The organism is Polyangium mundeleinium, from assembly GCF_028369105.1.
In the GTDB taxonomy this organism is placed as follows: domain Bacteria; phylum Myxococcota_A; class Polyangia; order Polyangiales; family Polyangiaceae; genus Polyangium; species Polyangium mundeleinium.
The window spans coordinates 11,972,317-11,985,805 of the sequence record NZ_JAQNDO010000001.1 but is presented as its reverse complement, the minus strand read 5'-3'; the positions used below and the strand labels follow the sequence as shown (position 1 = coordinate 11,985,805).

13 protein-coding genes are annotated in these 13,489 nt (G+C 68.5%); 7 read left to right on the top strand and 6 right to left on the bottom strand.

The features are described from left to right. The first annotated feature begins 13 nt into the window (after window positions 1-13). Window positions 14-565, top strand: a complete 552-nt coding sequence (locus tag POL67_RS47405; protein WP_271928453.1) for a TlpA family protein disulfide reductase — start codon at window positions 14-16, stop codon at window positions 563-565. Here the strand turns inward: POL67_RS47405 and POL67_RS47400 are convergent, their stop codons facing one another. Next, complete coding sequence (locus POL67_RS47400) at window positions 566-1,909, bottom strand: alpha/beta hydrolase fold domain-containing protein (protein WP_271928452.1); 1,344 nt, start codon at window positions 1,907-1,909, stop codon at window positions 566-568. Window positions 1,910-2,011: 102 nt separating this feature from the next. Between POL67_RS47400 and POL67_RS47395 the strand changes: the two genes are divergently transcribed. Continuing rightward, window positions 2,012-2,497, top strand: a complete 486-nt coding sequence (locus POL67_RS47395) for a hypothetical protein (protein WP_271928451.1) — start codon at window positions 2,012-2,014, stop codon at window positions 2,495-2,497. Window positions 2,498-2,500: 3 nt separating this feature from the next. Here the strand turns inward: POL67_RS47395 and POL67_RS47390 are convergent, their stop codons facing one another. Further along, the gene (locus POL67_RS47390; protein WP_271928450.1) at window positions 2,501-3,355 is read right to left on the bottom strand and encodes a class I SAM-dependent methyltransferase; all 855 of its coding nucleotides are present in this window, start codon (window positions 3,353-3,355) and stop codon (window positions 2,501-2,503) included. Between the two features lie 42 nt (window positions 3,356-3,397). Here POL67_RS47390 and POL67_RS47385 point away from each other — a divergent pair, with 42 nt between their 5' ends. Further along, window positions 3,398-3,550, top strand: coding sequence for a hypothetical protein (locus POL67_RS47385; protein ID WP_271928449.1), 153 nt, complete (start codon window positions 3,398-3,400; stop codon window positions 3,548-3,550). A 10-nt stretch (window positions 3,551-3,560) separates the two neighbouring features. Continuing rightward, complete coding sequence (locus tag POL67_RS47380; RefSeq protein WP_271928448.1) at window positions 3,561-4,523, top strand: tetratricopeptide repeat protein; 963 nt, start codon at window positions 3,561-3,563, stop codon at window positions 4,521-4,523. Between the two features lie 6 nt (window positions 4,524-4,529). Here the strand turns inward: POL67_RS47380 and POL67_RS47375 are convergent, their stop codons facing one another. After that, entirely contained in the window at window positions 4,530-5,669 is a 1,140-nt protein-coding gene (locus tag POL67_RS47375) for a cysteine desulfurase family protein (RefSeq protein WP_271928446.1), read from the bottom strand. A gap of 149 nt (window positions 5,670-5,818) precedes the next feature. Here POL67_RS47375 and POL67_RS47370 point away from each other — a divergent pair, with 149 nt between their 5' ends. The 3 genes from POL67_RS47370 to POL67_RS47360 all read left to right on the top strand — a co-directional run bounded on the left by POL67_RS47370 (window position 5,819) and on the right by POL67_RS47360 (window position 8,663). Next, complete coding sequence (locus POL67_RS47370) at window positions 5,819-6,415, top strand: hypothetical protein (RefSeq protein ID WP_271928444.1); 597 nt, start codon at window positions 5,819-5,821, stop codon at window positions 6,413-6,415. Between the two features lie 70 nt (window positions 6,416-6,485). Continuing rightward, window positions 6,486-7,412 (top strand): DHH family phosphoesterase, encoded by a 927-nt coding sequence (locus POL67_RS47365; RefSeq protein WP_271928443.1) that lies wholly within the window; start codon window positions 6,486-6,488, stop codon window positions 7,410-7,412. Window positions 7,413-7,469: 57 nt separating this feature from the next. Then, the gene (locus POL67_RS47360; protein WP_271928442.1) at window positions 7,470-8,663 is read left to right on the top strand and encodes an NAD-dependent epimerase/dehydratase family protein; all 1,194 of its coding nucleotides are present in this window, start codon (window positions 7,470-7,472) and stop codon (window positions 8,661-8,663) included. 5 nt (window positions 8,664-8,668) lie between these two features. Here the strand turns inward: POL67_RS47360 and POL67_RS47355 are convergent, their stop codons facing one another. The 3 genes from POL67_RS47355 to POL67_RS47345 form a co-directional block, all read right to left on the bottom strand. Next, window positions 8,669-10,528 carry a hypothetical protein gene (locus tag POL67_RS47355; protein WP_271928440.1) on the bottom strand — a complete coding sequence of 620 codons (1,860 nt, stop codon included), beginning with the start codon at window positions 10,526-10,528 and terminating at the stop codon, window positions 8,669-8,671. Beyond that, window positions 10,492-12,375, bottom strand: a complete 1,884-nt coding sequence (locus POL67_RS47350; protein WP_271928439.1) for an acyltransferase family protein — start codon at window positions 12,373-12,375, stop codon at window positions 10,492-10,494. Before POL67_RS47350 ends, POL67_RS47355 begins: the two co-directional genes overlap by 37 nt. A 61-nt stretch (window positions 12,376-12,436) precedes the next feature. Continuing rightward, window positions 12,437-13,489, bottom strand: coding sequence for a Rieske 2Fe-2S domain-containing protein (locus POL67_RS47345; RefSeq protein ID WP_271928437.1), 1,053 nt, complete (start codon window positions 13,487-13,489; stop codon window positions 12,437-12,439).

The window sequence follows — 13,489 nt, the reverse complement described above, 5'->3', positions numbered from 1 at the left end:
CTAAGGAGAACGGGTGCCGACGCCCGCCTCCGCTCCCTCCGACGGCAAAGTTCGCTCCTGGGTGTTCGCGGGCCTTCTCGGCCTGGGCGCGCTCGTGGTGCTTTCTCTGCTGCCGCGCGTCGTCGGCGGGGGGAGCCCGTTCGAGGGCAAGCCGGCGCCTGACGCGGTCTTCGCGGTCGCGGCGAACGGCGATCCCGGGGCGCGCATGCAGCTCGAGAGCCTCAAGGGTCACCCGGTGGTCCTGGACTTCTGGGCGACCTGGTGTGGCCCGTGCGCCGCGCAGGCCCCGATCCTCGACCGCATCGCGCGAAGGTACGAAAAACAAGGCCTCATCGTGCTCGGCGTGAACGCGCACGACCCGCCCGCGAAGGCGAAGAGTTATGCGGAAAAGAAGGGACTTTCGTACCCCATCGTGATCGACGCGGGCCAGGAGGCGGCGCAGGCGTACGACGTGCAGAACCTGCCGAGCCTCGTGGTGATCGATCGCGAGGGCCGCGTCGTTCGGTACATGACGGGCCTCGTGGACGAGGCCTCGCTCGACGAGATCGTGGCGGCGACGCTGTAGCTAGGCGGCCGACGTCGCGCCCTCGGCCTCGCCGAGCACGCGCGCCGGGCGCTTCTCCTCAGCGCTCTCGGCGCCCGCGACCTCGCGGCGATGTTGCGACCACTGGTACGCAAGGAACCGCTCGACCGCGGCGAGCGCGTGCCCCGTGCGCTCCGAGGGGAACACCTCGAAGGCGTGCTGCGCGCCCGGCAGCTCCGCGTAGAGCACCGGCGCGCGGCTCTCGGCGCGCAAGAGCTCCACGAAGAGCCGCGCCTCCTGCACGGGCACGAGCGAATCGCGATCGCCGTGGACCACGAAGAACGGCGGCGCGTCCTTGCGCACCAGGCTCATCGGCGAGGCCGCCTCGAACGCCGCGTGATCCTCGTCGAGCCGCTTCTTCATCACGCTCTTTTCGAGGATCGTCCGCAGGAGCGTACCCCGCCAGATCCCGCGCCGGTCCGTGAAGTCGTAGACCCCGTAGAACGGCACGCAGGCTTGCACGCGCGTGTCCACGTCTTCGAAGCCCGGCTGGTAGCGCGGATCGTTTGGCGTGAGCGTGGCGAGCGCCGCGAGGTGACCGCCCGCCGAGCCGCCCGTGATCACGAGGAAGCTCGGGTCCGCCCCGTACTCCTTGCCGTGCTCGCGGATCCAGCGGATCGCGCTCTTCACGTCGATCAGATGATCCGGGAACGTGAAGCGCGGCGAGAGCCGGTAGTTCGCCGACACCACGACCCACCCGTGCGCGGCGAGCCGGTACGCGAGGGGTTTGCCCTGGTCGTCCTTGCTCCCGATCACCCACGCTCCGCCGTGCACGAACAGCACCGTCGGGCGTGGTTTCGTGTTGCCGCGCGGCCGGTAGACGTCGAGCCGCAGCTCCACGCCGCCTGCGCGCGAGAAGACGATGTTGCGCACGACCTCCACGCGGCCGTCGAGCACGGGCAGCGGGAAGAGGCGTTGCCGCAGCGAGAAGTGATCGTCGACGTGCGCGCTGATCTCCTCGGGGATCACGCTTCGATACGTTGTCCCGAGCCCCTCGCGCAGCGCCGACTCCGTCACGTCGCGCGCCTTGCGTGCGTCGATCACGATCCGCACGAGCCCGATCCACGACATCGACACGATGAGCAGCGCGACCCAGCCGGGCCAGCCGTCGAGCCCGCCGGCCCACACGAAGAGCGCCGTCGCGACGACCTGCCAGAACAGGTGGTGCGCCGCGAGCTCGCCCGTCAGCCACGACGCGAAAAACCCCGCGCCGACCAGCGGCCAGAACTTCCGGGCGGGCCGAAGCGCGTTGAGCGTGAACATCGCCCCGACGGCTGCGGCCATCAGGAAGAGCACCGGCGAGGGAAGCAGGAAGGGCAGGGGCACGTCGCGTGGAAAATAACCGAGGCGCGTGGTGTTGTCCCGCGCCGAGGCGGCATGAAATGCGCCGTCGGGCGAGCACGGCCCTGCGTGGTATCTTGCGCTGCGATGAAGAAGAGGATCGCGTTCGGGACGATCGGCGAGGTGCTCGTGCTCGCGCACGCCGATTCACCGCCGACCGATCCCGAGTGGAATGCCTACGTCGAGGCCTGGGAGGCCCACCACGCGACGCATGGCCGCTCTCGCTTGCTCGTCTGCACCGAGGGCGGCGCGCCGACTGCGGCCCAGCGCCACGGCCTCGACGAGCGCGTCCGTCGGTTCGGGTCCGACACCGCGCGTGCCGCGATCCTCAGCGAATCGCTCTTCGCGCGTGTCGTCACGAACGCCTTGAGCGCGATGGCGCACGCGCGTGATGACAACATCTTGGGGCGGTTCGGCGACAGCCACGGGCCCGCGTCGTCCCGCGTGTATCGCATGTTCGCGCGGAATGATCTCCGCCACGCGCTCGCCTGGCTCGACGTCTCCGCCACGCGCGAGCCCGAGATCGTTCGCTGCATCGAGCAGCTCAAAGCCGCGCTCGAGAACAGCGGCTGACCATCACGCCCACACGTCTTCGGCCACGCTCGCCACGACCGCGTGCTGGAACCGGAACGTCCGCGCCCGGTCGTACGTCCCCGTCAGGTTCAGCGCGATCTCGTCGAACGACGCGCATCGCGCGCGCCGAAACCCTTCCTCGTAGAGCATCGGCAGCACGTGATCGACGCCGAAGACCACGGGCTCGCCCATCTCCGCGACGTTGTCGCGCGCCGCGATCGACGACGCGTCGCGCACGTTCCCTTCGCCCATGCGTTTGCCCACGTGGTCGAAGAGGATCACCGAGCTCGGGTGGAGCTTTTCGGCGATGCGCCGCAGCGTCGCCCGTACGGCTGGTTCTTCCAGGTAATACGTCACGCCTTCCCAGATCAGGAGCGCTGGGAGTTCCGCGCGAAACCCGCTCGAATCGAGCCGCTCCACGAAATCGTTCACCGCGAAATCGCAGGGCACGTACGTCGCATTCTCGAACGGATACCCGGGCAGCGCGGAGAGACGCGCGAGTTTGTCCGCCTGCGTCGTCGGGTGATCCACCTCGAAGAACCGCACGCCCTTCTGCCCGAGCCGCGCCGCGCGGGTATCGAGCCCGGCGCCGAGCAGCACCACCTGGGTACACCCTCGCGCGAGCCAGCGCCGCGTCTCCCGGTCGAACAGCGCCGTGCGCAGCGCCACGAAGAGCTCGATATGCGGGTACCCCTGCTCGTAACGCGCCGCGTCCTCGAACCCGCGGGTCCCGGCGAGCGTGCGGGCGAACGGATCGTCGCAGAGCGGCGTTTCCCGCTCCGTCGCTCGTGCTCGGAGCGCCGCCACCATCCTCGCCGTTCGGCTCGGCTGCTGCATCGCCTCAGAATGACAGGGCATGCCGCAGCGCGCAACGTCCACGTTTCACCCAGGACGGACCAAATGCCTCGCGGGTCTCCCTGTCGTGTGGCGTGCGTCGGGGACATCGTCGACGGCAAGGGCGACCTCGAGCGCGTGATCGAGCGGTTATGCGAGCACCCGGGCGTCGCGGTGCGTGGCAATCACGAGCCCCCTACGCCCTTCGAGATGCCGTAGGCTCGAATCCATGCGCGCCGTCGTCTCGCCCCTCTTCTCGCTTTTCGCCCTTCTTTCCGCGTGTGGCGGAGGGCCCTCCGCGCAGCAGGAGCCGGCGAAGGCGCCTGTCGTCGAGATGGGCGCGGGTTCCGACGCGCCGCCCTTGTCTGCGCAGGGACCCGAGGACGACGGGGACGCCGAGCCGCGCGCCGCGAACGACGCCGAGGCCCTCGACACCTGTATCGAGCACATGCGGGACGGCCGGGGTTTGCCCGAGCGCGCGAAGGGCTCGCCCGAAGCCTCGCAATATGCCCAGACCCACGCCGCCGAGCGGGCGGGCAAGCTGGACGATGCGAAGAAAGGGTACCTGAAGCTCGTCCAGCAATATCCGGAATCGCTCTACATGCCGCTCGTCTTTTTCGCGTTCGGCGAGCTCTTTTTCAAGGACGGCCAAAAGGACCCCATCAAGCTCGATTTCGCGGAGCAGTCGTACGTCGAAGTGCTCAATTTTCCCATGCCGAACAACACCGCCTGGATCGCGGCGAACTTCCGGCTCGCCGAGGTCTACCGGCAAAAAGGCGAACACCCGCAGGCGCTTTCCTCGCTGAAGAAGGTCGCCGAAGCCGCGGCGAAAGAGCCGGGCGCGCCATGCGCGGCCTCGCTCGCCGCCCCCGGACGCGCGCGCCTCGTCGCCGTGTATGCCGACGCGGGCCGGCCGAGCGCCGCGTTCGATTTCTTCAAGACGGCGAGCGGCGACAAGGGAGACGAACGCACGAATGCCATCGCGATGGTCGCCTCGCTCGCAGAGCTCTACGTCCAGCAGCAGAAACACGACGACGCAGCGACGGCGCTGCTCACCGTGAATGCGAGGTTTTACGACGCGGCATATTGCCGGCGGGAGGGCCAGCTCGTCACGAAGCTCGGGCCCTCGCTCACGGCGACGCGCCGGGACGAGCTCGCCCGCGCGCATTCGCTCCATTGCGTCGCGCGGTGAGACATTTTACCGCGAAAGCTTCACCCATGCTGCCGCCAGCACCTCGGCCGCCCGCGTGATCTCCGCCTCCGTCGTCCCTCGCCCGAGCGTCAATCGCACCGAGCCGATCGCCTCCTCCGGCTTCACGCCCATCGCGAGGATCACGCTCGACGCCGACTCGTGGCCGTCGTGGCAAGCCGAACCCGTCGACGCCGCCACCTCCTCCGCCTGCGCGAGCAGCGCCGTCCCGCTCACCCGCGGGAACCGCACGTTCAGCGTGTTCGGCAATCGCTTCTCGGGATGCCCATTCAGCGCGAGCCCCGGCACCCGCTCGCGCAGCAGGACAAACAGCTTGTCCCGTAAAACCCGCACCCGCGCGCTCTCCGCCGCGAGGTCCCGCCTCGCCGCCTTCGCCGCGACCCCGAGCCCCACGATCGACGGCACGTTCTCCGTCCCGGGCCGGATCCCCCGCTCGTGCCCCGCGCCCAGCATGAACGGCGCGATCGGCATGTCTTTCCGGATGAACAGCGCGCCCACGCCCTTCGGCGCATACAGCTTGTGCCCTGCGATCGACAGGAGATCCGCGCCGAGCTCGCCCACGTCGATCGGCACCTTGCCCACCGATTGCGCCGCGTCCGTGTGCACGACCGCGCCCGCGCGCCACGCGGCCCGCGTGATCTCCTCGATCGGCTGGAGCACGCCCGTCTCGTTGTTCGCGTGCATCACCGTGATCACGCCCGTCTCGTCCCCGAGCTTTGCGGCGACCTCCTCCGCGCGCACCCGCCCCTCCGCGTCGACGCCCACCACATCGACGCGATGCCCGTGCCGCGCGAGCCACGCGCAGAGCTTCGACGTCGCCGGATGCTCGATCGACGACGTGATCAGGTGCGTTCGATCGGGCAGCGCCTCGGCCACGCCTCGGATCGCCAGGTTGTTCGCCTCGGTCCCGCCCGACGTGAAGACGAGCTCTTCCGGCGTGCAACCGATCAGCGCCGCCACCTCTGCGCGCCCCGCCTCGATCGCGGCCCGCGCGCGCCTTCCGTACACGTGGCTGCTCGACGGATTGCCGAATCCACCTCGCAGCCAGGGCAGCATGGCGTCGACCACCTCGGGCAGGAGCGGCGTCGACGCGTTGTAGTCGAGGTAGATCGGATCTTCGGCGTGCACGATCTCTCGCGGTACTCAGCCCCCGCCTTCGCGTCAAGCGCGCTTTTCGCCGCGGAGCCCGTGCGACTGCCTTGACGTGTCGCTCCCGCTCGTGCCTCCATTCGTTATGGGCGTCGCACCCCGGCGCCCGCTTGATCTGGAGACGCACGATGAAAATGCTTGGTATCCTTGGAATTCTGATCCTTTCGGCGACCTCCTTCCTCGCGTGTAGCAGCGGCGAAGGATCGAGCGGGAGCGAAAACACGCCTCCCGCATCTTCGCTCGACGTCACGCCCTCGATCAGCGCGTGTGGCGGCTTCCTCGGCGCATCGGAGGGCGCGAAGATCCCGCCCTCCCCCGATCCGGCCACGTATTGCGAGGCCGAGCGCCTCCTCTGGAATTACGACGCCGCCACGCGCACGCTCGGCCTGCTCGACGCGCGCATCCAGCTCAATTGCTGCGGCCGGCACTCCATCGACGTCGCCGTCGAGGACGGCGTCCACGTCGTCACGCAGACCGACGCCCCGGAAAAACTCGAAAACGGCGACGAGGCACGTTGCGGCTGCATGTGCGTCTTCGATTATGCGGCCGACGTCGCGCCCGTCGAGAGCTCCACCATATCGATGCGCATCATGCGCAACGTGACGGACCAGAAGCCGCCCGTCACGCTCGTATGGGAGGGCACCGTCGACCTCACGGCCGGCTCGGGCGAGGTCGTGATCTCCACGGCGAGCGCCGAGCCCTGGTGCAGCAACAAGGAACCCTGATCCTCGGGGCTTCCCCGCGCGCGCGGCCTCGGTTATCCTTCGGCGCGAAAAGCGGTCCGGAGGACAGATCATGGCGGAAAAGTACCGGCTGGTGACGCGGAGCGACTTCGACGGCCTCGTGTGCGCCGTTCTCTTGAAGAAGCTCGGCATCCTCGACGAAATCAAGTTCGTCCACCCGAAGGACATGCAGGACGGCAAGGTCCCCGTCACCGAGCGGGACATCACGACGAACCTTCCGTACGTCGAGGGGGTTCACCTCGCGTTTGATCACCACGCGAGCGAGACGCAGCGGGTCGGCAAGCGCGACAACCACATCATCGACCCCCATGCCCCCTCCGCCGCGCGTGTCGTCTGGCGCCATTATGGCGGCAAGGACAAGTTCGCCGACATCCCCGACGAGATGATGGAGGCCGTCGACAAGGCCGACGCCGCGCAGTTCTCCCGCGACGAGATCCTCTCGCCGAAGGGCTGGGTCCTCCTCAACTACCTCATGGATGCGCGCACCGGCCTCGGCCGATTCCGGCAGTTCCGCATCTCGAACTACGACCTCATGATGCGCCTCATCGACGCGTGTCTCACGTCCTCGGTCGACGAGATCCTCCAGATGCCCGACGTCAAGGAGCGCGTCGATATGTATTTCGAGCACGAAGAGCGCTTCAAGGAGCAGATCCAACGCTGCTCCACGGTGCACAAAAACCTCGTCGTGCTCGACCTCCGGAACGAGGAGACGATCTGGGCGGGCAACCGTTTCATGATCTACGCGCTCCATCCCGAGACGAACATCTCGATCCACGTCATGTGGGGCCTCAAGAAGCAGAACACCGTCTTCGCCACCGGCAAATCGATCCTCGACCGGAGCAGCAAGACGAACGTCGGCGCGTTCATGCTTGAATACGGCGGCGGCGGCCACGAGGCGGCCGGCACCTGCCAGATCGACAATGACAAGGCCGACGAGGTGCTGAAGACCCTCATCGCCCGCATCAACGCCGATGGCTGATCGCCCCTCGGGCGATCGTCGTTCACAACCCTCCAGCGCCGTCGTCCATCCCTCGCCATGATCAAACGTCGCTCGTTCCTCGTCGGTTCGCTCGCCGCGGCCGCGTCCACGACCTTCGGCTGCGCGTCCCAGCCGCCCCCGCCTCCCGCCGATCCTGCGGGGGCTGCGGGCGCGGGCGCGGGCGCGGCGCCTCCGCCCCCGACGAACCAGAAAAAGAGCCTGCTGATCCTCGGCGGCACGGGGTTCGTCGGGCCCGCCGTCGTCGAGGCGGCGCGGGCGCGCGGGTTCGCCATTACCCTCTTCAATCGCGGCAAGACCCGCCCCGAGCTCTTCCCCGACATCGAAAAGCTCCGCGGCAACCGCGACCCCAACAAGGACGAGGGCCTCAAGGCCCTCGAAGGCCGGAGCTTCGACGCGGTCATCGACACCTCGGGCTACGTCCCGCGTATCGTCCGCGCCTCGGCCGAGCTGCTTTCGAAAAACGTCAAGCAATACATCTTCATCTCCAGCATCTCGGTCTACAAGGACACCTCGACGCCGAACATGGACGAGACCGCGGCGGTCGGGACCATGGCCGATCCCACCGTCGAGACCATGGGCAAGGAGTTCGAGAATTACGGCCCCTTGAAGGCTCTCTGCGAGCAGGTCGCCGAAAAGGCCATGCCTGGCCGCGTCGCCAATGTGCGGCCCGGGTACATCGTCGGCCCGGGCGACGGAACGGATCGATTCACGTACTGGCCGCTCCGCGTCGCGAAGGGCGGCGAAATGCTCGTCCCCGGCTCGGCGAACGATCCCATTCAGGTGATCGACGTCCGCGACCTCGCCGAATGGCTCGTCAAGCTCGTCGCCGACGGCACGAACGGCGTCTTCAACGCCACGGGCCCCGGCACGCCCCTCACGATGGGCGGCGTGATCGAGGCCAGCAAAAAGGCCTCGCCGAAGAGCGACGTCAAGCTCACGTGGGTCCCGGCCTCGTGGTTGAAGACGAAAGAATCGGGCGGCGGCGAGCCGATCGATCTGCCGATCTGGGCGCCGGCCGAGGGCGAAACGGCGGGCTTCCACCGCGTCAGCGTCGATCGTGCGCAGAAAGCAGGCCTCACGTTCCGCCCGCTCGACACGACGATGACGGACCTCCTCGCCTGGTTCAACGCCTTGCCCGCGGAGCGCCAAGCCAAACGCCGCGCGGGTCTCTCGCCCGAGCGCGAGGCCGAGCTGCTCCGCGCGTTCCACGAAGAATCGAAAAAGAAATAGCCGCCTCAGCGCGGATCGAGCGCCTCGCAGACGGGGGGCTTCACGTCCGTGTTCCAGCGGAACGATTGAAGCCACGCGTCGAGCGTCCGCTGCGCCATCGGCTCCTTGAACGATTGCAGGAACACGAGCGACCCCGTCCCGCCGCAGATCGGGACCATCACGGCGCGCACCGAGACCGACGTATCGCCGATCGTCCACCATCGCTCGATGCCAGCCCCGAGCGGCGTCGCCACGGGCCCAGTCCTCGCGGGCACCACGGGTTTTCCCTCCGCGCCCTTGGCGAGCCCGCCCGCGACGTCGGCGAACAGTTTTTCCTGGAATCGCGGCGTCGTCACGAGGTCCGAGACGAACAGGGCCCCGCTGACGAGCACGTCGGGGCGGCTGATCCGGAGCTCGAGCCCCTCGTATCCGAGGACGGCATTCACCCCGAACGGGATGCGCCCGGCGACGCCGAGCCACCGGCTGAAATAATCGTGACCGACGAGCCACCCGCGCTCGCGCTGCGGCAAGGGCACGCGCGGCGGGAGCTGATAGGGGAGAGCCACCGGCGGGCCCGCGGGCGCGGCGATCGGCGCATCGAGCATCTGCGTCGCGGCCGCCTCGGCGAGCGCCCCTGACAAACCACGGACCACGGCCACGCGGTTTTTCTCCGCGCGCACCACGATCCCGTCCTCGATCGACGTGCCTCCGAGCGACAGCGCGCGCAGGCAGCCGGGCCTCGATTGAAGGGCCGCGACGAACTCGGCCGCGTCGCTCTCCGAATCCCACGCCGTGCTCCAGAGCAGCCCCACGCCGCCCTTCGGCGACGCGACCAGCGTGTACCGATCGCCGCCCCAGCCCGCGGCCGCCGCTGCGGAGAGCGGCGAACATCGATCGAGCACGACCCGCGTCTCCAGCTCGCCGAGCGTCCCTTCGTCGAGCGTCCGGTATCCCTCGGGCGCCCGCGGCGCGGCCAGCACGACAGGCCGCTCCCCCGCGAGGTACTTTTCGGGGTGGATCACCTGTTCGGTCGAAACGGGCGGCGACACGAACATGCGATTGACGAGATCGAGCCCACCCGCGCGATAAAGCTCCGCGACCATGGCGGTGCCGGCGTGATACCGGAACAGGAGGCGCTCGCGCACGATGGGCAACGCGCGAAACAGCGCCGCATCGCCGTCGCCCGCGACAAACCGCTCGGCCGGCACGTCGCGCATCACATCGGCGGCCCTCCGCACCATTCGCTGGAACGGCACGCCGCGCTCCGACGCGAGATATGCGAACATCGTGAGCATCGCGTCGCCTTCGAGCAGCGACCCGTACGCGAGGACCTCGTCCGCGTCCATCGTCGCCTGCTTTTGCTTGTCCGGCCGACCGAAGCTCTGGTCCTGCAAGGCGTGCTCGATCTCGTGCGCCAGGATCGCTCGTTCCTTTTCGGCCTCGGCCTCGGTGCGCGGCCGCGACGCGCGCACCACGATGATCCGCTGTTCGTGATCGTAAAAACCGCGCACCTGCTCTTCGAGCACCTCGCGCGTGCTGCTCGGCGGCGCGGCGCCCGGCTTTCCGTCGGGCAGGAGATCAAACGCGAGGTGAAATGCCGTGCGCGCCTCGGTCTCGGCCGCCGCCGCCTTCCGCTCGGCCCGCGCGCGCAACGCTGCGAGGAACGCCGGCTCGTCGAGCAAATACACCGGCACGGGCGCGCGCTGGGGCAAACCGCGCAGATGCGCGACCTCGGCGACGAGCGCCTGAATGCGCTCCTGCGTGAGTGGCGCCGGGGGAGCGGCCGCAGCGGGGTGTTCCGACGCAGGCGGCGGCGACCCGGCGCAACCAGCGAGGGCGAGGCAAAGACCTAACGCCGCGGCTCTTTGACCTGTTCGATCACCCATCGCGCGATCTCCTTCGCCCCTGGGCCCCCGAAATGCATTCCATCCGGCCGGATCGGCTCGCCTTCGCTCATGAGCGCGCATTGCCCGCCGGGGCAGAGATGCGCCGCGAGGTCGAGCAGGTGGATTCGCGGTTCCCCTTGCGCCGCCTTTTCGATCAGCGTGTTGAAGCAATCGACCTGTGCGTTCAGCGCCGGCTTTTGCCATCCGCCCACCGGATACGGCACGCGCGCCACGTAGACCCGGCCGCCCTTGTCCGCGAGCATCGCGAGCTTGCCCCCGAGCTCCTTCGCATACGCCGCGTCCCAGCCCGGCTCGCAGATGTGCTGCCAGCGCCCCTCGACCTCCACCCGCGCGAAATACCCGCCGCCGAGCACCACCAGCGTCGCGTCCGGGTGCAGCTCGTCCACGTCGCTCCCCCAGCGCGCGTCGCAATCGCCGCCGTCGTGCGGCACGTTCGTCAAGGAGCGCGCCGGCAGCGTCCCCTCCATGATGCTGCAATCGGGCGTCCCCCGCTCGATCACGAATGCGCCCGTGCCCGTCTGCACCGCCTTCATTCGCTCGCCGAGCGCCTGCGCCACGGAATCGCCGACGATCAGGATCTTCACCGTGCCCGGCGGCACGGTCTCCGGCCAAGGCAGGAGCTGGAGCCCGATCTGCATCACCCTCCGGCTCTGCGTGCCGACGAGCAGCGCGCCGATGCAGAGCGCCACCGACGACGAGAGCATCACCGCCGGCCGCCCGAACGGCGCGCCGCGCTTGCGGATCGGCTGCTCTAGGAAATGGTAGGAGATCAGCGCCACCGCGAACGTCGCCGTATACCGCAGCGCCGAGAGCCCGAGCCCGGACAAACCAATCCGCTCCGGCCGCAGCACCACGTAGATGGGCCAGTGCCAGAGGTAAAGCCCGTAACTCACGAGCCCCACCCACGCCACCGGGCGGAACGCGAGCGCCCGCGCCACGAGGCTCTGCTCGCCGTGCGCCGCGCAGACGATGAGCACGAGCACGCAGAGCTCCGTCCCGAAAAATCCCCCGCGGTAGAGCAGCGGGTTCTGCCCGTCGAGCTTCACCCAGGCCCACGCGAGCCCGATCGCCGCGAGCAGGCCGAGCCCATCGAGCGCCCGCACCACCTGCTTGTTTTTCGATGTCCCGCGCTCGGCCATCAGGCACGCGAGCGAGGCGCCGAGCAGGATGGCCACGCCGCGTGTATCCGTGCCCATATAGGCCCGCGACGTGTCCGTCCGGTTGCCCAGCCAAACCATCACCGCGCCCGAGATCACCGCGAGCCCGAGGGACACGGCGAGCATCACGCGCCGCGAGCCCCGCGACAGGTAGAGCACGCCGAATGCGAGCAGCGGCCAGACGACGTAAAACTGTTCCTCGATCGCGAGGCTCCAGGTGTGCTCGAGCGGCGAGGGCACCTGGAACATGTCCCAGTAGCTCCGCCCCGAGAAAATCGCGCGCCAGTTCGCCACGTAGGCCAGCGTCGCGAGCCCGTCCTTGCGGATCCGATCGAGCTCTTCGGGCTTCGCGAGCTTTTGTGCATACGCCGCGACCACGGGCAGGAGCGCGAGGAGCGCCGGGAAGAGGCGGCGCGCGCGGCGAACCCAGAAAGCCTTGAGATCGATCGTCCCGGCCTTGGCCCACTCCGCGAGCAGCAGCGAGTGGATGAGGTATCCGGACAGGACGAAGAACAGGTCGACGCCGAGATACCCGCCGTCGAGCCTGCCATCGTGGAACAGGAGCACGCCGAGCACGGCGAGGCCCCGGAGGCCGTCGAGCGCGGGCAAATGCGGGATGGTGGCGCGGCGGAGCGGATTAGGGGGTTGTTCGAGGGCAGGCGGGCTCACGGGCAGCCCGGGAGATAGCGCATTCCGGGCGCCCCGGACATGAAGAATGTGCGGGTGAAGGTCAGTGGACGACGGCGGCGCCGTCGGGCATGCCCGCTTCCTCGGCTTCGGCCTGGGGTGCGTCGGGCCTGCGGACGAGCCGGCCCGTGGGCACGAGCGTCGTCGTGGAGTCGCGCAGCTCGCGGAAGTAATACTTTCGGAAAAACAGCGTCGGCGCGTCGGTCGCGACGGACGGCTCCTCGCCCGGCGGCGGCACCTCGGGCGGGTTCGAGGTTTCGAGCACCTCGCGATCCTCACCGAGGATGTTGTTGAACTTCGTGGCGAACCAGGTGATGAGCTCCGCGCCGAGGAACGTCCGCGCCGAGATGAGCAACATCTTCGTGTGCGCCTCGTCGACCGGAATGCAATAGACCTGGATGCACATCCGGCGCTTTGGCTCGTCCATGATGTGGAGCTCCATCGCGTTCGGCCTGCGCCACTTCAAAATCTGCTTCTCCTCCGCCTCGTAATCCCATTTTGCGTAAACGAGGCCGCCGAAGGGAGCGGGCTCGATGCGCATCTCGAGGGTCGTGTCCGGCCGGAGCTTTTTCCTGACGTCCTTGCCGATGCTCTTGCGGTGGATGTAAGGCAGATGCGGCGTGTCGAGCATGTTCTCCATGGCCCGCGTCCAGTGCGTCTTCCAGATCTCCTGGGTATACCCGACGTGCCACCCCGGCTCGACCAGCGCGGGCGGCGGCTCGGGCTCCGTGCCGGCAGGATCCGGGCCCGTGAAGATCCAGACGAGCCCGCCGATTTCCCGCACGGGGACGGCCGTCGCGCCATAACGCGCGCGTTTCTCCGGGGAAACGGTGTTCAGGGGGATCTTCGCGCAGGCGCCGTCCTTCTGGAAGGACCAGCCGTGAAAAGGACAGGTGAGGCAGCCGGCCGCATCGACCTGACCCAGCGAGAGCGCGACGCCGCGGTGCGGACATCGATCGAGGAGCGCGCCCACGCCGCCCTTTCCATCCCGGAAGAGGGCGATCGTCTCACCGGCGACCTTCACCGAAAGCGGCTTCTTCCTGAGCTCTTTGGCCGTGATGACCGGAGTCCACACGTTGGCGAAGCTCTCGAACAC

Excerpts from the sequence above, each read along its gene's own strand:
- POL67_RS47360 (WP_271928442.1), top strand. The coding sequence starts at position 7,470 with ATGATCAAACGTCGCTCGTTCCTCGTCGGTTCGCTCGCCGCGGCCGCG.
- POL67_RS47395 (WP_271928451.1), top strand. The coding sequence starts at position 2,012 with ATGAAGAAGAGGATCGCGTTCGGGACGATCGGCGAGGTGCTCGTGCTC.
- POL67_RS47355 (WP_271928440.1), bottom strand. The coding sequence starts at position 10,528 with ATGGGTGATCGAACAGGTCAAAGAGCCGCGGCGTTAGGTCTTTGCCTC.
- POL67_RS47385 (WP_271928449.1), top strand. The coding sequence starts at position 3,398 with ATGCCTCGCGGGTCTCCCTGTCGTGTGGCGTGCGTCGGGGACATCGTC.
- POL67_RS47365 (WP_271928443.1), top strand. The coding sequence starts at position 6,486 with ATGGCGGAAAAGTACCGGCTGGTGACGCGGAGCGACTTCGACGGCCTC.
- POL67_RS47390 (WP_271928450.1), bottom strand. The coding sequence starts at position 3,355 with ATGCCCTGTCATTCTGAGGCGATGCAGCAGCCGAGCCGAACGGCGAGG.
- POL67_RS47370 (WP_271928444.1), top strand. The coding sequence starts at position 5,819 with ATGAAAATGCTTGGTATCCTTGGAATTCTGATCCTTTCGGCGACCTCC.
- POL67_RS47380 (WP_271928448.1), top strand. The coding sequence starts at position 3,561 with ATGCGCGCCGTCGTCTCGCCCCTCTTCTCGCTTTTCGCCCTTCTTTCC.